Origin of the sequence: Thauera sp. JM12B12 (assembly GCF_039614725.1) — a bacterium.
Lineage (GTDB): Bacteria > Pseudomonadota > Gammaproteobacteria > Burkholderiales > Rhodocyclaceae > Thauera.
Window position 1 is genome coordinate 2649678 of the sequence record NZ_CP154859.1, and the last position, 17620, is coordinate 2667297.

A 17620-nucleotide genomic window follows, 5' to 3' on the forward strand; every position below is an offset into this window, starting at 1 on the left:
CGAAACAATCCGCAACACGCGCGCGGCGAACCTGTCGACGCCCGCCCCGCTCCCACGCAGGCGGCGCACGCGGCGACACCTGCTAGACTGCTGCCCGGCCGACCCAGACCATGCGCAAGAAACTCAAGCGAATCCTTCCTGATCACGAGACCGTCAGCACCAACCGCTGGCTGCGGCCGTTCTCATCCACCCTGCTCCACCCCAGGCTGTGGCACCTCAACCGCCATTCGGCGGCGGGCGCAGTGGCGGTGGGGATGTTCTGCGGCCTCATCCCCGGGCCGCTGCAGATGCTGGGGGCAGCGATCTGCTGCGTGCTCTTCCGGGTGAACCTCCCGCTGGCGCTGATCACCACCCTGTACAGCAACCCGCTGACCATCGTGCCGCTCTACGTGCTCGCCTTCGGGATCGGCAGCCTGATCCTGGGCAACGGCGAGTTCAGCTTCACGCCGCCGCCGGAGCTGTCGGGAATGAACCCGGCGGTGTGGCTGCGGTCGCTCGCCGACTGGGCGGGGTCGCTCGGCGAGCCGCTTTTCCTGGGCCTGATCGTGCTCGCCGCCAGCCTGTCGATGCTGTCCTACCTGGCCGTGCGCTGGGGCTGGCGGCTCTGGCTGTTGCGCCAGTGGCGGCGCAGGCAGGCGCGGTCACGCAGCCAAGGCCGCCCCTGAGCGGCCATCACACGGCGAAACGACTCGCCTGCTGGCGCAAGGTGGCGGCAAGCTGCTCGAGGGTTTCGGCAGTGCCGGCCGTCTCGCGCACCGAGCCGCTGTTGTGCTCCGCCATGTCGGCGATGCGCTCGATGTTGCGGGCGATCTCGTTGCTCGCCAGGCTCTGTTCGCGCAGTGCGGTGGAGATCTCGCGCACCGCAGTGAGCACCTCTTCGGCACCGCTGCTGATCTGCGCCATGGACTCGCCGGCGCGGTTGCTCATCTCGACCCCGTCGCGCACGCGCTGCACCCCTTGCTGCATGGTGTCGACCGCGCGCCCGGTGCCCTGCTGGATCGCCTTCACCATTTCGCCGATCTCGTGAGTCGCGAGCGAGGTGCGCTCGGCGAGCTTGCGCACTTCGTCGGCCACCACGGCGAAGCCGCGACCGCTCTCGCCAGCCCGTGCGGCCTCGATCGCGGCGTTGAGCGCGAGCAGGTTGGTCTGGTCGGCGATGTCACGGATCGAGTCCACGATCGCGTTGATCTGGCGCGATTTCTCGCCGAGCTCGCGGATCGCCTCGCTCGACAGATCGACCGCCTCGGCGATGCGCTCCATCTCGCACACCGACTGCTGCATCACCTGCCGACCGTCGTCGGACAGGCGGCCGGAGTCCTCTGCCAGCTTCTGGGCCACCTGGGCGTGGTGGGCGATGCCGTCGACGCCGCGCGACATCTCCTCGACCGCCGCCGCCACACCGGAGGCAGCGTCGCTCTGGGCCTCCGATCCCTGCAGCACGCGGCGTGCGGACGCCGACAGCTCGGTCGCGGCGCCACCGACATGCTCGGCGCCGAGCTGGATCTCGCGAATCAGCCCGGCCACCTGATCGGCCATGCCGTTGAACTGGCGGGCCACCTCGGCGAGCTCGTCGTGGGCCGAGAAGCTCACCCGCGCGCGGTAGTCGCCGGCGGCGAACTGCTGCGCCCCCGCCGACAGCTCGCGCACCGAGCGCAGGATCGCGAGATACACCGCGATGAAGAGATAGGCGGCCAGCACCATCGCCAGGACCGATACGGTGATCTGGGCGTTGAGCTTGCGCTGCAGGTCCGCGAGACGGGCGTCGAGGAGGCGGCCCGTCTCGGGACGCAGCACCTCGTTGAAGTTTCGTACCGCAGTGTCGATGGCCCGGGTAACGAGCTCGAAGAACGCCGCCGATGGCATCGAGAAGCGCTGGTCCAGGATCTCCTGCCGGGTGGCCGCGCGCACCTGCTCGACCGCAGCCGAGACCTCCTTGCCCACCACGTCCAGACGCGGCGCGAGCGCCGCATTGTTGCGCGCGGTCCGCTCGAGACGCTGGATCAGGGCCGCCTCGGCGCGACCGATCTCGGCCAGCAGCGAGACCACCGCGTGCTCGTCGCTCTGCGACAGCTCGCGGCGCGCGCTGAGATTGGTACCACGCGCGCGCAACTGGCCCAGGCGCTCGCTGAGCTCGGGCAGGGCGTTGAGCAGCGGCGCGATCAGATTCGCACTCGCCGGGTCGGGGTCGAGGGCGAGACCGGAAACGTCGCCCAACTCGCCCAGCCAGGCAAGCAGGGCGGCGATCGCCTCGGTATGGGTACGGAAGTTCGTCCCGCCGTCGAGCTCGAGCCCATCGTCGGCAAGTCGGCCGAGCGTGCTGCGCACGGTCTGCCAGCCGGGCTGCAGGGAAGCCCAGTCGGAGCCCTGGGCGAGAGCGCTGTCCAGCCTGCCCATCGCGGCGACGAGTTCGCGCGCCTTCTGCTCGCGCTTGGGCACCAGGTCGGCGCTGCCGCCCAGCACGCCTGCCGACAGGCCACGGTGCTGCTGCGTGTTGAGGATGACCGCGAAGCCGGCGTCGAAGAGCGCGAGACCGGCGATTTCGCGCTGCGTGTTGCGGATCTCGCCGCGCAGATTGACGAAGATCTGCGTCAGCAGCACCGCCGAGGCGGCAGCGCAGACGAGGATGATGAGACCGAACTTGAGCGGATAGCTGAGTCGGTCGAGCAGGCTGACGGCGGGCTGGAAGAGCAGTTTCATGATCGGTAACCGGCCCGTGGCCGGAGATGTGCCTCTGACTCGAGCTCTATCGGCCCCCTGACGCGAATCTTTACCGGCTTTGCGCGCCCTTGTCCCGCGCGCCCGAAGCGGGTCGTGCGGGCGCCCCTCCGCTCAGGCCAGACGGCCGTCGCACAGCCGCAGGGTGCGTTGCGCACGCGCGGCCAGCGTCTCGTCGTGGGTCACGATGACGAAGCTGGTCGCGAAGCGCTCGTTGAGCGACAGCATCAGATCGAATACGGCGCTCGCGGTGCGGCGATCGAGGTTTCCGGTGGGCTCGTCCGCGAGCACGCACGCCGGCTGCGTCACCAGTGCACGGGCGATCGCCGCGCGCTGGCGCTCGCCGCCGGAGAGTTCGCCGGGCGCGTGATCGAGCCGGTGCGCCAGGCCGACCTCGGCGAGCATCCTTTCCGCCCGCGCATCGGCCTCGGCGCGCGGCACGCGACGGATGTAGAGCGGCATGGCGACGTTCTCGAGCGCCGAGAACTCCGGCAGCAGGTGATGGAACTGGTAGACGAAGCCGAGCGCCTCGTTGCGCAGACGCCCGCGCGCGGTCCCCGAGAGGCCGGAGAAGTCCTGCCCCATCAGGCGCACGCTGCCGGCGCTCGGCACGTCGAGTCCGCCCAGGAGATGCATGAGCGTGCTCTTGCCCGAACCCGAGGCGCCGACGATGGCGATACGCTCGCCGCGCGCGACGCTGAGCGTCACGCCATCGAGCACCCGCACCGCCTCCGGCCCCTCGCGGAAATGCTTGCCGAGGCCCTCGCAGGCCACCACCGGCTGCGCGCCACCCGCACCGGTGACGGGTTGATGGTCATTCATAGCGCAGGGCCTCCGCCGGATTCACCCGCGACGCGCGCCAGCTCGGGTACAGCGCGGCAAGCAGCGTCAGCACGAAGGAGACGGTCACGATCGTGGTGACGTCGGACGACAGCACCTTCGAGGGCAGCTCGTTGATGTAATAGATTTCCTTGTTCCACAGGGTCGCGCCGGTGAGGGTCTCGAGCGCGGGGATGACCACATCGAGGTTGTTGGCGATCGCCAGCCCGCCGATCACCCCCGCGGCCAGCCCGACGAGGCCGATGATCGAGCCCTGCAGCACGAAGATGCCCATGATCGACGCAGGACTGGCGCCGAGCGTGCGCAGGATGGCGATGTCGGCATATTTCTCCTGCACCGCCATGACCAGCGTGGACACGATGTTGAAGGCCGCCACCGCCACGATCAGGAACAGGATCAGGGTCATCATCGTCTTCTCGAGCGCCACCGCGCGGAAGAAGTTGGCGTGGCTGCGCGTCCAGTCGGCCACCACCAGGCCGGGTTCGCTGATCGTCATCGCCAGCTCGCGCGCCACCCGGGGGGCGGCGAACAGGTCGTCGAGCTTGAGCCGCACCCCGCTCACTGCGTCGCCCAGCCGGTAGAGCGCCTGAGCGTCGGCAATGTGCACCAGCGCCAGCCCGGAGTCGTACTCGTACATGCCGGCCTCGAAGATGCCGACGACCTCGAATTGCTTGACCCGCGGCAGCACCGCCGCCGGCGTCACCAATCCCTGGGGCGCGATCAAGGTGAGCTTGTCACCAAGCTGCACCCGCAAGGCATGGGCAAGGTCGCGCCCAAGGACGATGCCGAAACGCCCGGCCTGCAGCGCGCCGAAGTCGCCGGCCTTCATGTAGCTGCCGAAATCGGCCACCTTGTCCTCGGCCTCGGGGATCACCCCGCGCACGATCGTGCCGCGCACACCCTCGTCGAAGGACAGCATCCCCTGCTCCTGCACATAGGGTGCGGCGGCGCGCACCGACGGATGGGTCATGGCCTCCTCGGCCACCTGCTGCCAGCTGAGGAGCCCGCCCTCCGGGCTCTGCACCTGGACATGGGAGGCGACGCCGAGGATGCGGGTGCGCAGCTCCTCCTGGAACCCGTTCATGACCGACAGCACGACGATGAGCGCGGCCACGCCCAGCGCGATGCCGAACATCGACACGAAGGAGATGAACGATATGAAGCGGTTGCGGCCCTGCGCCCGCTTGCGCGAGCGCGTATAGCGCAGACCGACGAGAACTTCGTATGGCATCGACACGGAAGCTTCAGGATCCCTTTGACGGCAAGCCCGGCATTTTGCCCGCCATTGCGCGCGCACGCGACAGCAAAGCGCATGTGAATGTAAGCTGGCGGCCAAGCATGCGTTCTGCAACGGGTCGGGGCGAGGACCGGACCCGTTGGCCGCAGACTGCGATTCGTGAAGGACCGCGCTTACGACCACCGAGCCGCACACGCGATTCATGCCGCCAAAGGACAAGACGACGCCCGGTCACATCCATGCCCTGCTCGACCGCAGCACCGCCGCCTGGCTCATCCTGGTTATCGGGCTGGTGCTGACCGTCGGGCTGTGGCATTACTCGGACGCGCAGTTTTCCGGGCGTGCGAAGGACCGTTTTGCGCATCGCGTCGAAGCCGCGAAGAGCCTGCTGCGCTCGCGCATGCAGGCGCACGCCCAGGTCCTGCGCGGCGGAGCCGCCCTGTTCGCGGCGAGCGACACGGTGAGCCGTGCGGAATGGCGAGCCTACGTGGACGCACTCGCGCTCGAGCACTCGCTGCCCGGCATCCAGGGGACCGGCTTCGCCGTCATGGTGCCCGCCACAAAGCGCGACGAACACCTTGCCGCGGTGCGCGCCGAGGGCTTCCCGGACTACGCGATCCACCCTGCCGGCGAGCGCGATCCTTACACGAGCATCATCTATCTCGAGCCCTTCGCCGACCGCAACCTGCGCGCGTTCGGCTACGACATGTACGCCGAGCCGGTGCGCCGCGAAGCGATGGAGCGCGCGCGGGACACCGGTCTGCCGGCGCTGTCGGGCAGGGTCACGCTGGTGCAGGAGTACGGCTCCGAGATCCAGCCCGGTTTTCTCATCTACCTGCCCATCTATGCCGGCGGCGCCGTGCCCAGCACGGTCGAGGAGCGTCGCGCCGCCCTCGTCGGCTTCGTGTACAGCCCCTTCCGGGCGCAGGACATCATGCACAGCATCTTCGCCGACAGCCTGCGCGAAGCCGACATCGCCCTCTTCGACGGCACCCCATCCGCCGAGGCGCTGCTGTTCGCCTCGGCGGTGGACACGCGCGGTGCGCGATTCGTCGTCGAGCATCCGCTCCAGATCGGCGGCCGCACCTGGGTGGCGCGCTTCACCAGCACCTCCGCGTTCGAGCGCGACAATGCAAGCGCCGAGGCGGGGCTGATCCTGTTCGGCGGCTCCACTCTCAGCCTGATGCTGTTCGCGCTCCTGAACACCAACGCCAGCCACCGCCGGCGGATGCAGGCGGCAGCGAACCGGCTGGCGCAAAGTCGCGACGAGTTCCGCACCCTCGTCGAGAACGTGCCCGGCGTGGTCTTCCGCTGCCAGGTCACCGCGCCCTGGGCGGTAATCCACATCAGCCGGAACATCGAGGCCCTGACCGGTGCGACGCCCGAGGAGTTCACCGCCCGCAGGGTGTCCTTCGGCGATTTCATCGTGGCCGAGGACTTCGCCTCCATCCAGGCGGCGATCGACGAGGCCCTGCGCCAAGGCACGAGCTACGAGGTGGAATACCGCATGAGCAACCGCAACGGGGAGACGCACTGGGTCAGCGAGCGCGGCCACGTCTTCCTGAGCCGCACGGGCCAGCCGCTGTGGCTGGACGGCGTGATCATCGACGTCACCGAGCGCAAGCAGGCGGAGGAGGCGATCCGCAATCTCGCCTTCATCGACACCCTCACCCACCTGCCCAACCGCCGCTTCCTGCTCGACCGTCTGCGCCAGGGTCTGGCCAACAGCCGCCGCCACGGACGCCACGGTGCGCTGCTGTTCATCGACCTGGACCATTTCAAGTCCGTGAACGACACCTACGGTCATGAAGCCGGCGACCGGCTGCTGTGGGAAGTGGCCCAGCGCCTGCGCCAGAGCGTTCGCGAAGGCGACACGGTGGCGCGCCTGGGCGGCGACGAATTCGTGGTGATGCTGGAGGAACTCGGCGATCAGCGCACGGAGGCCCTCGAGAAAGGCAAGGCGATCGCGGAGAAGATCCTCGCGGCGCTCAACGCGCCCTTCGAACTCGACGGCGTCCACCACCAGAACACCCCGAGCATCGGCGTGGCCTGCTTCAGCGGCGAGGACGAGCGTGCCGAGGACCTCCTGCGACGGGCCGACGAGGCGATGTACCGCGCCAAGGCGGCCGGACGCAACCGCCTGGTCGCCATCGACGGCACGGAGGCTTAGGCGCGGCCGCGCGGCGGCCGACCGAGCGCGCCGCCACGGCTCGCCGGCTTCGAGCCGACCGCCGGCCTCGCCCCGACGGCCGGCTTCTTCCCGGCAGGCGGTCTTGTCCCCTTGGGGGGGTGAGCGATAGCGGGCTGATGGCGCGGCACCAGGCAGCTGGGCCCGTTGCCGATCAGATCCGCGCGTCCCATGCGCATCAGGCCTTCGCGCAGGATCGGCCAGTTTTCGGGGTCGTGCCAGCGCAGGAAGGCCTTGTGCAGCTTGCGGATCTTGCCCGCGCGCGCGGTCTCGACCGTCTCCGACTCCGCCGACACCTTCTTCAGCGGATTCTTGCGCGTGTGGTACATCGTGGTCGCCAGCGCCATCGGCGTCGGCAGGAAGGTTTGCACCTGGTCGAGGCGGAAGTCGTGCTTCTTCAGCCACAGCGCCAGGTTGAGCATGTCCTCGTCGGTCGTCCCCGGATGCGCGGCGATGAAGTACGGCACCAGGTGCTGCTTCTTGCCCGCCTGCGCCGAGAACTTCTCGAACATCTGGCGGAATTCCTCGTAGGCGCCGATGCCCGGCTTCATCATCTTGGAGAGCGTGTTCTCCTCGGTGTGCTCGGGTGCGATCTTGAGCAGGCCGCTGACGTGATGCGTGACCAGTTCCTTCACGTACTCCGGCGAGCGCACCGCGAGGTCGTAGCGCAGGCCCGAGCCGATGGTGATGCGCTTGATGCCCGGCACCGCGCGCGCCTTGCGGTAGAGCTCGACCAGCGAGGAGTGGTCGGTGTCGAGGTTCTCGCAGATGCCCGGATACACGCATGAGAGGCGCCGACAGTTCTCCTCGATCGCCTTGCTCTTGCACGCCATGCGGTACATGTTGGCGGTGGGCCCGCCGAGGTCGGTGATGTGGCCCTTGAAATCGGGCGACTTGTCGCGGATCTCCTCGATCTCGTGAATGATCGACTCGTGCGAGCGGCTCTGGATGATGCGGCCCTCGTGCTCGGTGATCGAGCAGAAGGTGCAGCCGCCGAAGCAGCCACGCATGATGTTGATCGAGAACTTGATCATGTCCCAGGCCGGAATGCGCGCCCCGCCGTAGCTCGGATGCGGCGCGCGGGCATACGGACGGTCGTACACGAAATCCATCTCGGGCGTGGTCAGCGGCACCGGCGGCGGGTTGATCCACACGTCGCGCGCGCCCGGCCCCTCGCCGTGGCACTGCACCAGCGCGCGCGCATTGCCCGGGTTGGATTCGAGATGGAATACGCGCGAGGCGTGGGCGTACAGCACCGGGTCGTCCTTGACCTGCTCGTAGGACGGCAGGCGAACGACGGTGCGCGCGCGGTCGGCGCGGCGCGCGGCCACACGCTCGGCGGCGGGCACGATGCGCACCGGCTGGGCACCGTCGGCCGCGGGTTTCGGCGCAGCGGAGGCCGGCTCCATGGCGTAGGGGTCGGGATGGGCGTCGATGCGGCCGGGCTTGTCGAGCGCGAGCGAATCGACTTCGTGCCAGTCGTCGGATGGCCGCCAGCCCGGCTTGACCATGAAGGCGGTGCCGCGCAGGTCGCGGATCGCCTCGATCGGCTCGCCCGCCGCCAGGCGATGCGTCAGCGCCACCAGCGCGCGCTCGGCGTTGCCGAAGAGCAGGATGTCGGCCTTGGCGTCGGGCAATACGGAGCGCCGCACCTTGTCCGACCAGTAGTCGTAGTGCGCGATCCGGCGCAGGCTGGCCTCGATGCTGCCGATAACGATCGGCGTACCCGGATACGCCTCCCGCGCCCGTTGCGCATAGACCGTCACCGCGCGGTCGGGCCGCTTGCCGGCCTCGGCGTTGGGCGTGTAGGCGTCGTCGGAGCGGATCTTGCGGTCCGAGGTATAGCGGTTGACCAGCGAGTCCATGTTGCCGGCGGTGATGCCGAAGTACAGCCGGGGGCGACCGAGCGCGCGGAAGGGTTCGGCGGACTGCCAGTCGGGCTGGCTGAGGATGCCGACCCGGAAGCCGTGCGCCTCGAGCAGGCGCCCGACCAACGCCATGCCGAAGCTCGGGTGGTCGATGTAGGCGTCGCCGGTGACGAGGATGACGTCGCATTCGTCCCACCCGAGCGCGTCCATCTCCTTGCGCGACATCGGTAGGAAGGGGGCGGGGCGACGGCCCCCGACGGCACCGTCGAGGATGCTGGAGGTCGTTGATTCGCCGCCGGAAAGCACGGCAGTGGAGGCAGGGTTCGAGCGCATCATGGGCGCCATTGTATCGGGCGACGAGGGCCGGCGCCCCATCGTTACGCGCCCGCCCGCAGGTGCCGGGAGGCGCCCCCGCCATTTCCGGGCTCAGGTGCGCCAGCGGCTCGCCGAGAACACCAGTCGCTCGCTGTCGCGTCGCCACACCACCCCGTCCTGCTGCACGGCGAGCCACCAGGTCTGCTTGGCCGGATCGGGCCTGGGCGAGGCGAACGCCGCCGGATCGAGGACCGCGACACACCAGGCCGCTTCCGGGTCGCGCACCGACGGGTAAATGATTGCGCCGATCGGTGCCTCGCGCGCGACGCGCGCAAAGGCCTGGGTCGCGCCGTAGTCGGCAGGATGCGTCCACGCGCCGAGGTCGGCGGAGAAAGGCCGCGCGCGCAGATCGACGACCTCGGTAGCGAGCCGGACCCGGAATGCGGTGTGCGCCACCGGCTCGATCCGCTCCAGATCGACCGCGTCCTGAAGAAACTTCCAGCGCCAGTACCCCAACTCGGCGCAGGCCGTGCGCACACCCTGCGCACCGTAGAACACGCCGGGATCCGTCGCGCTCCTGAACCGCGAACCACCCCGCCTCGGGTCATACCGAAACGGCGAGGCGAGCAGGTAATCCAGCCTGGAGACAGCCGAGGGCCGCGGAGGCTTGCTGGTGTCGAGCAGCAGTTCCAGCACGTCCTGTTCGGCCGGGTCATCGACGATCTTCATGGTCGAGGCGACGTGCTGAGCCTCGACGATGCGCCAGGCCGGCGCCGCCCATGCGCGCGCCTCAGACGAGACCGCGAGAGGCGTCCAGGTAGTGGACGACACGGACGAGTCCTTCGGTTTGGCCGATGAGCTCGATCGGACGACCGTTGAGCCCCTTGTTGTCACTGTTGAGCCATGCGCGCGCGGTCCCCTCCTCGCCCACGATGGAGTCGAGCGAGCGGAACAGGCGCACGAACAGCAGCGCGAACTCCCACTCCTTGCGGTGTTGCTCGAGCTGGTAGTCACCGGCATAGAGCCGCGTGATCGTCGCCGGGCTCACGCCCAGCACCCTGGCGAGCAGCGCGCGCGAAACGCCGAGCCGTTCGGCAGCGCGGGCAACCGCCTTCGAGAGCACGGCAGCTGCATTGGCCGTCTGAACGGTCGCAGTGGCCGTGTTGGTGGTCGCAGCGGCAGTCATGGCGCACCTCCTTTCTGCAGCAATTATTGCCTATTTTTCTTTCTTCTGCAAAAGCGAAACGAGATCGGCGCCGGTTGCTGGGATCAATGGGGTCAGACCCCATTGATCCCAGCAACCACGATGGCTTTCGCTCAGCGATCAGGGAATTCCCGCCCTTGTCCAAGGCATCGTTACGGCCTGTAATCGGCGAGTCGTCGCACCGGGGTCGCTTCGCGCGCGTGTCGGCGCACCTACCGAGCAAGGCACTTCATCAAGGAGGCACCATGCTGCGCAAACCGTCTCTGATCCTCTTACTCTCCTTGCTGCTAGCCCAGCCCGTCCAGGCGGCATACAGCGCTCTCTACGTCTTCGGCGACAGCCTGTCGGACAACGGCAACGCCTACGCCCTGAGCGGCGGTGCTTGGCCGCCCTCGCCGCCTTACGCCGGCCAGTTCTCCGACGGCCCGACCGCGGCCGAGTACCTCGCCGGCCAGCTCGGGGTCGGTCTTGCGCCCTCGATCGCAGGCGGCACCAACTACGCGGTGGGCGGCGCCATGACCGGTCCGCTCAACTACAACTACGAAGTCGCGTCCCCCTTCGCGCTGCCCCCTGCACTGCAATACACCGGCGTGCTCTCACAGGCGACGGCGTTCGCGACGAGCGCGCCAGGCTTCGACCCCGCGCGCTCCCTCTTCATGTTGTGGGCAGCACCGAACGATTTCTTCTACGCATTGAGCACAGGCGGCGACCTCGCCAGCGCGGCCGCAACCGCGGTAAGCAACCTCATCAGCACCGTCGGCCTGCTGGCGGGCATCGGCGCCACCGACTTCCTCATCCCCAACATGCCCAACCTGGCGCAGACGCCCTTCGGGCTCGGGCTGGACGACATCAGCCGCGCCGGACTGGACAGCCTCTCGCGGGGCTTCAACGCTGGGCTGGCGCAGGCGATCGACCTCGCACGGACCGGCCTGATCCCGGGTATCCCGGCGGGACTCGAGCTGTTCGAGTTCGACACCGCTGGCTTCCTCGACGAGGTCATCCGCGATCCGGCGGGCTACGGCTTCACGAACGTCACGGCGAGCTGCGTCCTCCTCCCGAGCGGATGCGAGGGCTATCTGTTCTTCGATGCCGTACACCCCACGACCGCGGCGCACCAGCTCCTCGCCAGCCGCTTCTACGCCGCGGTTCCGGAGCCCGCCCTGCCCGCATTGTTGTCGATCGGCGCGGTCGCGCTGATGGTGTCGCGTCGTCGCCCAATCCAGCGCTGAAGCTTGCCCGTCGGCGCGAGCACTCGCGGGCACTCACCACAGGCGCGGGTCGGGGCGGTGCGCGATGCGACGGGTCGCCACCCGTCGCGCATCGGCATGGGCCGGATTCAGGAGGTAGTTCCACCCCACCGGCACCACCACCGACGGCACGCGCAGCAGCAAGGTCTCGCCGCCCGCGAGCCAGTCGTCCCCGGCGCGCTGCGAATCGGTGCTGCCCACCGACCAGTCGACGTTGTCCGCATCCCAGCCCTCGGGCGGGCCGAGCGTCGCGGCCGCGGCGAGCACGGCAGCGGGGAGCGTCACCTCGACCGCGACCATGCCGCGTGGCGGACGCAGCGGCGTGTGCACGCGCTTCTCGAGCTGCGCCAGCGCGAGGCTGTCGGAGAGATAGATCACCGGCCGGCCGACGCTGTTCCACCGCCCGCCAACCGCCGCCGCGCCATTGCCCGCACAGGCGAAATCCTCGGCGGCACACAGCAGCGCACCGGTGTCGAGGTCGATCCAGTCCTGCGCCAGCCGCCACAAGGTGGCCGTGCGCGCCGCCATCAGGCTGCTATGCCGGCCATGATGCGGCGCAGGGCGTTCATCACCGCCTGATGGCCCGGGGTGGTGGCGACCAGCTCGATCGGGATCGCGCCCCCCAGCGCCGGGATCGGGGCACCCAGCCATTCGCGGGCGGCGGCCTCGTCGCCGAACACGCGCGTGGCGGCACGCTCGACATCGATCAGGCGGGCGACGCGGTCGGAGTCATCCTGCGACAAGGGCTTGCCCTCGCGCACGCGGCGGTCGTAAGTGGCGGGCGCCACCCCCAGCAATAGCGCGAGGCTGCGCCCGCTGCGGCCGAAACGGTGGGCGAACGCATCCAGAGACCCGGGCTCGAAACCGGCGCGCACCATGTGATCGCGCTCGAGCGCGGACGCGGCGTGAAGATAGTGCTCGATGCTGGCCCCGCCCGGCACGCCGCGCGCGGCGTAGGCGACAGCGGGCCCACGCGTGGAAGGGCTTGGCTTGACGGCTGACATTGTAATCACCTGAGTGTAGTAGCTGAATCAATTGAAGCCCTTGCAACTCGGTCTGTCAAGCGGTCGTGTGTGCCTTGGCGGGGTTGTGCGCGGCGGGCCCCTGCGCTCGGGCGTGCTAGACTCGCGCGCTTCCAACGACGCATTCCCGATGCAGATCCAGCTTCTGATTCCCGGCCTGTTGTGGCCTGTCGCCACCCTGCTCGGGCCGGCCTCCGGGCTCGCGCTCGACGGGCTTGCGGACCTGCTCGGCCGCGGCCGGCGGCAGGTCACGGCCTTCGAGCCCTACGATCGCCAGCTCGCGCGCCTGTTCGGACTCCACGGCGACACGCTGCCGATGGCCCTGCTGCGCCGCCTCGGCGAAGCCGATGCGCCGGCGCCCGAGCCCGGCAGCCAGTGGCTGTGCGCCGACCCGGTGAACCTGTCGTTCGCACGCGAACACCTGCTGCTGCAGGCGTTTCCGGACGACGAGCTGGACGCCGCCGAGAGCGCCGAGCTGGTCGCCGAGCTCAACGGCCTGTTTGCCGACCTCGGCCACTTCGAGGCCTGCACGTCCACACGCTGGTACCTGCGCCTGCACCGGCCGACTGCGGTGACGCTCTACCCGCTCGACGACGTGACCGGACGCCCGGTCAAACACTTCCTCCCCGAGGGCGAGGACGCCAGGTTGTGGCAGCGCACGATGAACGAGGCGCAGATCGTGCTGCACAACCACGCCCGTAGCCGCGCCCGCGAAGCGGCCGGCGAGCGCGCGGTCAACAGCCTCTGGCTGTGGGGTGCGGGCGCGCTCGACACGCCGCCGCAGGCGCCGGCCCGCCTGGTCCAGGCCACCGACCCGATCAGCATCGGCCTCGCGCGCGCCGCCGGCGCTCCGGTGAGTGCGCCGGACCTGCGCAGCGCCCTCGCCCAGGACACCCTGGTCGTCCTCGACGCCCTGCGCAAGCCCGCCCAGCAGCTCGACCTCGACGCCTGGCGCCGCGGCCTCGAGGCGCTCGAGCGCGACTGGTTCGCCCCCCTCGCCGCGGCCGTCCGGCGCGGCGAACTCCACGCCCTGCGCCTGATTGCCCCGAGCGACCGCGGCACGCTGCATCTGGATCTGCGCCGCAGCGCACGCTGGGCGTTCTGGCGCAAGCCCTACGCCTTCGACGCGCTGCTCAAGTCCGTGGCCCCTGCGCCAATGCAGATGCCCGACGCCGCACCGCCCACGAACCCGCACGACACCCGATGACCCGCATCCAGCCCCGCGCCGTCCCGCAGCAAGCCTTCGCCCGCCTCGCCGACGCCGGCCTCCATCCGCTGCTCGCCCGTCTCTACGCCGCGCGCGGCATCCATCGCGCGGACGAGCTCGACACCAGCCTGAAGAACCTGCTGCCGCCCGAGGCGCTCACCGGCACCGCCGAGGCCGCGATCCTGCTCGCCGACGCCATCGAGGCCGGTGCGCGCATGGTCATCGTCGCCGACTACGACTGCGACGGCGCCACCGCCTGCGCGGTGGGCGTGCGCGCGCTGCGGGCCTTCGGCGCCGACGTGCACTACCTCGTACCCGACCGCGTGACCCTGGGCTACGGCCTCACCCCGGCCATGGTGGAGATCGCCGCGCGGCTCGAGCCCGAGGTGCTGATCACGGTCGACAACGGCATCGCCAGCGTCGAGGGCATCGCCGCGGCGCGCGCCCACGGCATGGCCACCGTGATCACCGACCACCACCTGCCCGGCGACGTGCTGCCCGAGGCCGACGTGATCGTGAACCCGAACCAGCCCGGCTGCGACTTCCCGAGCAAGGCCCTGGCCGGCGTGGGCGCGATGTTCTACACCATGCTCGCGCTGCGCGCCGAGCTGCGCGAACGCGGCGCCTTCGCCGGCAGCAAGGAGCCCAACCTCGCCGAGCTGCTCGACCTGGTGGCGCTCGGCACCGTCGCCGACGTGGTCAAGCTCGACCGCAACAACCGCATCCTGGTCGCCCAGGGGCTTGCCCGCATGCGCGCCGGGCGCATGCAGCCGGGCATCCGCGCACTGTTCGGACTCGCCGGGCGCGACCCGGCGCGCGCCAGCACGATGGACCTCGGCTTCATGATCGGCCCGCGCCTGAACGCCGCCGGGCGGCTGTCCGACATGAGCCTGGGCATCGAATGCCTGATCACCGACGACGCCGGGCGCGCGATGAACATCGCCCAGGAGCTCGAAAAGCTCAACCGCGAACGGCGCAGCATCGAGGCCGGCATGCAGGAGGAGGCGCTCGCACGGCTCGCCGGATTCGAGGCCGGCAACCGCGCCACGGTGGCGCTGTTCGAGCCCGACTGGCACCAGGGCGTGATCGGCATCGTCGCCGGCCGCATCAAGGAGCGCCTGCACCGCCCCACCATCGCCTTCGCGCGCGCCAACGACGGCGAGCTGAAAGGCTCCGGCCGCTCGATCCCCGGCCTCCACCTGCGCGACGCGCTCGACCTCGTCACCAAGCGCCAGCCGGATCTGATCGTGCGCTTCGGCGGCCACGCGATGGCGGCCGGGCTGACCATCCGCGAGTCCGAACTCGCGCGCTTCGATGCGGCCTTCGAGGAGGTGGTCAGCGAGCTGCTCGAACCCGCCCAGCTCGAGCGCCGCCTGGAGACCGACGGCAGCCTGGAATCCGGCTATTTCGCGCTCGACGCCGCGCGCATGCTCGACAACGAGATCTGGGGCCAGGGCTTTCCCGCGCCGCTGTTCGACGACGTGTTCCGCGTCGAGCGCCAGCGCCTGCTCAAGGACAAGCATCTCAAGCTCGAGCTCTCGCGCGGCGGCGCACGCTATGAGGCGATCCGCTTCAACCATGCAGAGGGCGCGGCCGGCCAGATCCACGCCGCCTTCCGCCTCGGGGTGAACGAGTACAACGGCGTTGCAAGCGTGCAGCTGATGCTGGAGCACTTCGAGGCCGCCTGACCCCGCTGCGGGCCGGGCACGCGCCGGCCCGGGAGGGCTGGCAAGACGCCTCGGCGCCGTTCATCGCCTCATTGTTGCGTAAGCCGCAACAATGATTTGCGTACAAGCGGTATTTCTTCGCCGTCTGTCCGTCTAGAGTGTGTCCAATGACACAACGCGTGCGAAGCCACGCGAGGACGGACTCACGATGACCACGCACTACACCGCAACGGCCAAGGCGATCCACTGGCTCATGGCCGTGCTCATCTTCGCCATGCTCGGGCTGGGCTTCTACATGGAAGGCCTGCCCCTCTCGCCGACCAAGCTGCAGCTCTATTCCTGGCACAAATGGGCGGGGGTGACGGTGTTCGCGCTCGTCGTCATACGTCTCGCCTGGCGGATCACCCACCGCCCGCCGGCGCTGCCCGCGCACATGAGCGCGCTGGAACGGATGGCCGCCCACGCGGGTCACCACCTGCTCTACGTGCTGATGTTCGCGATCCCGCTTTCCGGCTGGCTGATGAGTTCGGCGAAGGGCATCCAGACCGTCTGGTTCGGCGTGCTGCCCTTGCCCGACCTGCTCGCCAAGGACAAGGCGCTCGGCGATCTGCTGCAGACGGTGCACATGAGTCTGAACCTGCTGCTCGTCGCCATCCTGCTGGCCCACATCGGCGCCGCCTTCAAGCACCACCTCATCGACCGCGACGACGTGCTGACCCGCATGCTGCCGCGCCGCCCGCAATCGACCATCAAGGATTGACCGTCATGAAACGCACCCTGCCCGCCACCCTCGCTGCCACGTTTTCCAGGACCCTCACCGGCGTGCTCGCCACGCTCGCCCTCGTCACTGCCAGCCATGCCGCGACCTACGAGCAGGTCATTCCCGAGCGCAGCCGGATCGGCTTCGGCTTCCAGCAGATGGGCGTGGCGATGGAGGGCAGCTTCCGTCGCTTCGCGAGCCAGCTCAAGTTCGACCCCGCGGCGCCCGCAGACGCGCACGCCACGATCGAGGTCGAGCTCGCCAGCGTCGACACCGGCAGCGTCGAGGGCGACGAGGAAGTCGCGCGCAAGACCTGGTTCAACACCAGCGATTTCCCGGTCGCGCGCTTCGAGTCGAGCGCGGTCAAGGCCCTCGGCGACGAGCGCTACGAGGTCGCTGGAAAACTGACGATCAAGGGCACGACACGGGACGTCGTCGTCCCGGCGCGCTTCACCACCGAGGGCGACGTCGGCGTATTCGAAGGCGAACTGGGCATCAGGCGTGGCGACTTCTCGATCGGCGAAGGCGCCTGGCGTGCCTTCGACGTCGTCGCCAACGAGGTCGTGATCAGGTTCCGCATCGCGGCCGCGCCGCGCTGAGGCACTCCCCGCTCCGCGCGCAATCCTCCCTGACTCCCCGCAAGGCACTGCATAACCCAACCCCAACCCCAACTCACTCCCAATCGAAAGAGGATCCTCAGCATGAATCGTCTCCACGCCCTCGCCGCCAGCCTCCTGGTCTCCGCCGCCGCAGCCAGCCCTGCCCTGGCCGCACCCGAAACCTACACGGTCGATGGCACCCACACCTTCCCGCGCTTCTCCTACAGCCATTTCGGCCTGTCCACCCAGCTGTCCAAGTTCGACAAGACGACGGGCACCGTCACCCTGGACAAGGCTGCCCGCAGCGGCGCGGCCGACATCACCATCGACATGAGCTCGGTGAACACCGGCTATGCCACCTTCAACGAGCACATTCAGGGCGAGGACTTCCTCGACACCGCCAAGTACCCGACGGCCACGTTCAAGTCGACCCAGGTCCGCTTCGAGGGCGACAAGCCGGTCGAGATCGATGGCAACCTGACCATCAAGGGCGTGACCAAGCCGGTGACGCTGAAGGTGACCAACTTCAAGAACATGCCGCACCCCATGCTGAAGAAGGACGCCATCGGCGCCGACGCCACCACGGTGATCAAGCGCAGCGAGTTCAACGCCGGCAAGTACGCGCCCAACGTGGGCGACGAAGTGACGATCAGCATCGCGCTCGAAGCGATCGCCGCGCAGTGACGCGAGCGCGCGACGCCTCCCCGCCGGGAGGCGTCGCGCCAGCGGCGCGCGGTACGAGCGACCGGAG

16 protein-coding genes are annotated in these 17620 nt (G+C 69.2%); 8 read left to right on the top strand and 8 right to left on the bottom strand.

What is annotated here, in order from left to right; all coding sequences use genetic code 11:
* Nucleotides 1-110: 110 nt before the first annotated feature.
* Nucleotides 111-665 carry a DUF2062 domain-containing protein gene (locus tag AAG895_RS11945; protein ID WP_345792231.1) on the top strand — a complete coding sequence of 185 codons (555 nt, stop codon included), beginning with the start codon at nt 111-113 and terminating at the stop codon, nt 663-665.
* A gap of 7 nt (nt 666-672) precedes the next feature.
* Here the strand turns inward: AAG895_RS11945 and AAG895_RS11950 are convergent, their stop codons facing one another.
* The 3 genes from AAG895_RS11950 to AAG895_RS11960 form a co-directional block, all read right to left on the bottom strand.
* On the bottom strand, nt 673-2697 hold the full coding sequence (locus tag AAG895_RS11950; protein ID WP_345792232.1) for a methyl-accepting chemotaxis protein: 2025 nt from the start codon (nt 2695-2697) through the stop codon (nt 673-675).
* Nucleotides 2698-2829: 132 nt separating this feature from the next.
* Complete coding sequence (gene lolD / locus AAG895_RS11955) at nt 2830-3537, bottom strand: lipoprotein-releasing ABC transporter ATP-binding protein LolD (RefSeq protein WP_345792233.1); 708 nt, start codon at nt 3535-3537, stop codon at nt 2830-2832.
* Nucleotides 3530-4786 carry a lipoprotein-releasing ABC transporter permease subunit gene (locus AAG895_RS11960; RefSeq protein ID WP_345792234.1) on the bottom strand — a complete coding sequence of 419 codons (1257 nt, stop codon included), beginning with the start codon at nt 4784-4786 and terminating at the stop codon, nt 3530-3532. Before AAG895_RS11960 ends, lolD begins: the two co-directional genes overlap by 8 nt.
* 208 nt (nt 4787-4994) lie before the next feature.
* Between AAG895_RS11960 and AAG895_RS11965 the strand changes: the two genes are divergently transcribed.
* Nucleotides 4995-6962 (top strand): CHASE domain-containing protein, encoded by a 1968-nt coding sequence (locus AAG895_RS11965; RefSeq protein WP_345792235.1) that lies wholly within the window; start codon nt 4995-4997, stop codon nt 6960-6962.
* Here AAG895_RS11965 and AAG895_RS11970 read toward each other — a convergent pair.
* The 3 genes from AAG895_RS11970 to AAG895_RS11980 form a co-directional block, all read right to left on the bottom strand.
* Nucleotides 6959-9073 carry a YgiQ family radical SAM protein gene (locus AAG895_RS11970; RefSeq protein ID WP_345795286.1) on the bottom strand — a complete coding sequence of 705 codons (2115 nt, stop codon included), beginning with the start codon at nt 9071-9073 and terminating at the stop codon, nt 6959-6961. The genes AAG895_RS11965 and AAG895_RS11970 overlap by 4 nt on opposite strands.
* 201 nt (nt 9074-9274) lie before the next feature.
* A complete protein-coding gene (locus AAG895_RS11975) occupies nt 9275-9994 on the bottom strand; it encodes an RES family NAD+ phosphorylase (RefSeq protein WP_345792236.1) in 720 nt (239 codons plus the stop codon).
* Complete coding sequence (locus AAG895_RS11980; RefSeq protein ID WP_345792237.1) at nt 9954-10349, bottom strand: antitoxin Xre-like helix-turn-helix domain-containing protein; 396 nt, start codon at nt 10347-10349, stop codon at nt 9954-9956. The genes AAG895_RS11975 and AAG895_RS11980 overlap by 41 nt, the downstream gene beginning before the upstream one ends.
* Nucleotides 10350-10612: 263 nt before the next feature.
* On the opposite strand from AAG895_RS11980, the gene AAG895_RS11985 reads away from it, so the two are divergent.
* Nucleotides 10613-11596, top strand: coding sequence for an SGNH/GDSL hydrolase family protein (locus AAG895_RS11985; RefSeq protein ID WP_345792238.1), 984 nt, complete (start codon nt 10613-10615; stop codon nt 11594-11596).
* Nucleotides 11597-11629: 33 nt separating this feature from the next.
* Here the strand turns inward: AAG895_RS11985 and AAG895_RS11990 are convergent, their stop codons facing one another.
* Nucleotides 11630-12142: an RES family NAD+ phosphorylase gene (locus AAG895_RS11990; RefSeq protein ID WP_345792239.1), complete on the bottom strand. Its 513-nt coding sequence runs from the start codon at nt 12140-12142 to the stop codon at nt 11630-11632.
* The gene (locus AAG895_RS11995) at nt 12142-12618 is read right to left on the bottom strand and encodes an antitoxin Xre/MbcA/ParS toxin-binding domain-containing protein (RefSeq protein WP_345792240.1); all 477 of its coding nucleotides are present in this window, start codon (nt 12616-12618) and stop codon (nt 12142-12144) included. Before AAG895_RS11995 ends, AAG895_RS11990 begins: the two co-directional genes overlap by 1 nt.
* A gap of 148 nt (nt 12619-12766) precedes the next feature.
* Here AAG895_RS11995 and AAG895_RS12000 point away from each other — a divergent pair, with 148 nt between their 5' ends.
* The 5 genes from AAG895_RS12000 to AAG895_RS12020 all read left to right on the top strand — a co-directional run bounded on the left by AAG895_RS12000 (nt 12767) and on the right by AAG895_RS12020 (nt 17553).
* The gene (locus AAG895_RS12000; RefSeq protein WP_345792241.1) at nt 12767-13843 is read left to right on the top strand and encodes a hypothetical protein; all 1077 of its coding nucleotides are present in this window, start codon (nt 12767-12769) and stop codon (nt 13841-13843) included.
* Nucleotides 13840-15531 (top strand): single-stranded-DNA-specific exonuclease RecJ, encoded by a 1692-nt coding sequence (recJ, locus tag AAG895_RS12005; RefSeq protein ID WP_345792242.1) that lies wholly within the window; start codon nt 13840-13842, stop codon nt 15529-15531. Before AAG895_RS12000 ends, recJ begins: the two co-directional genes overlap by 4 nt.
* A 187-nt stretch (nt 15532-15718) precedes the next feature.
* Nucleotides 15719-16270, top strand: coding sequence for a cytochrome b (locus AAG895_RS12010; RefSeq protein ID WP_345792243.1), 552 nt, complete (start codon nt 15719-15721; stop codon nt 16268-16270).
* 5 nt (nt 16271-16275) lie between these two features.
* Nucleotides 16276-16869 carry a YceI family protein gene (locus tag AAG895_RS12015; RefSeq protein WP_345792244.1) on the top strand — a complete coding sequence of 198 codons (594 nt, stop codon included), beginning with the start codon at nt 16276-16278 and terminating at the stop codon, nt 16867-16869.
* A 102-nt stretch (nt 16870-16971) separates the two neighbouring features.
* Nucleotides 16972-17553: a YceI family protein gene (locus AAG895_RS12020; protein WP_345792245.1), complete on the top strand. Its 582-nt coding sequence runs from the start codon at nt 16972-16974 to the stop codon at nt 17551-17553.
* Nucleotides 17554-17620: the final 67 nt, after the last annotated feature.

Excerpts from the sequence above, each read along its gene's own strand:
- AAG895_RS11945 (WP_345792231.1), top strand. The coding sequence starts at position 111 with ATGCGCAAGAAACTCAAGCGAATCCTTCCTGATCACGAGACCGTCAGC.
- AAG895_RS11950 (WP_345792232.1), bottom strand. The coding sequence starts at position 2,697 with ATGAAACTGCTCTTCCAGCCCGCCGTCAGCCTGCTCGACCGACTCAGC.
- lolD (WP_345792233.1), bottom strand. The coding sequence starts at position 3,537 with ATGAATGACCATCAACCCGTCACCGGTGCGGGTGGCGCGCAGCCGGTG.
- AAG895_RS11960 (WP_345792234.1), bottom strand. The coding sequence starts at position 4,786 with ATGCCATACGAAGTTCTCGTCGGTCTGCGCTATACGCGCTCGCGCAAG.
- AAG895_RS11965 (WP_345792235.1), top strand. The coding sequence starts at position 4,995 with ATGCCGCCAAAGGACAAGACGACGCCCGGTCACATCCATGCCCTGCTC.
- AAG895_RS11970 (WP_345795286.1), bottom strand. The coding sequence starts at position 9,073 with ATGTCGCGCAAGGAGATGGACGCGCTCGGGTGGGACGAATGCGACGTC.
- AAG895_RS11980 (WP_345792237.1), bottom strand. The coding sequence starts at position 10,349 with ATGACTGCCGCTGCGACCACCAACACGGCCACTGCGACCGTTCAGACG.
- AAG895_RS11985 (WP_345792238.1), top strand. The coding sequence starts at position 10,613 with ATGCTGCGCAAACCGTCTCTGATCCTCTTACTCTCCTTGCTGCTAGCC.
- AAG895_RS11990 (WP_345792239.1), bottom strand. The coding sequence starts at position 12,142 with ATGGCGGCGCGCACGGCCACCTTGTGGCGGCTGGCGCAGGACTGGATC.
- AAG895_RS11995 (WP_345792240.1), bottom strand. The coding sequence starts at position 12,618 with ATGTCAGCCGTCAAGCCAAGCCCTTCCACGCGTGGGCCCGCTGTCGCC.
- AAG895_RS12000 (WP_345792241.1), top strand. The coding sequence starts at position 12,767 with ATGCAGATCCAGCTTCTGATTCCCGGCCTGTTGTGGCCTGTCGCCACC.
- recJ (WP_345792242.1), top strand. The coding sequence starts at position 13,840 with ATGACCCGCATCCAGCCCCGCGCCGTCCCGCAGCAAGCCTTCGCCCGC.
- AAG895_RS12010 (WP_345792243.1), top strand. The coding sequence starts at position 15,719 with ATGACCACGCACTACACCGCAACGGCCAAGGCGATCCACTGGCTCATG.
- AAG895_RS12015 (WP_345792244.1), top strand. The coding sequence starts at position 16,276 with ATGAAACGCACCCTGCCCGCCACCCTCGCTGCCACGTTTTCCAGGACC.
- AAG895_RS12020 (WP_345792245.1), top strand. The coding sequence starts at position 16,972 with ATGAATCGTCTCCACGCCCTCGCCGCCAGCCTCCTGGTCTCCGCCGCC.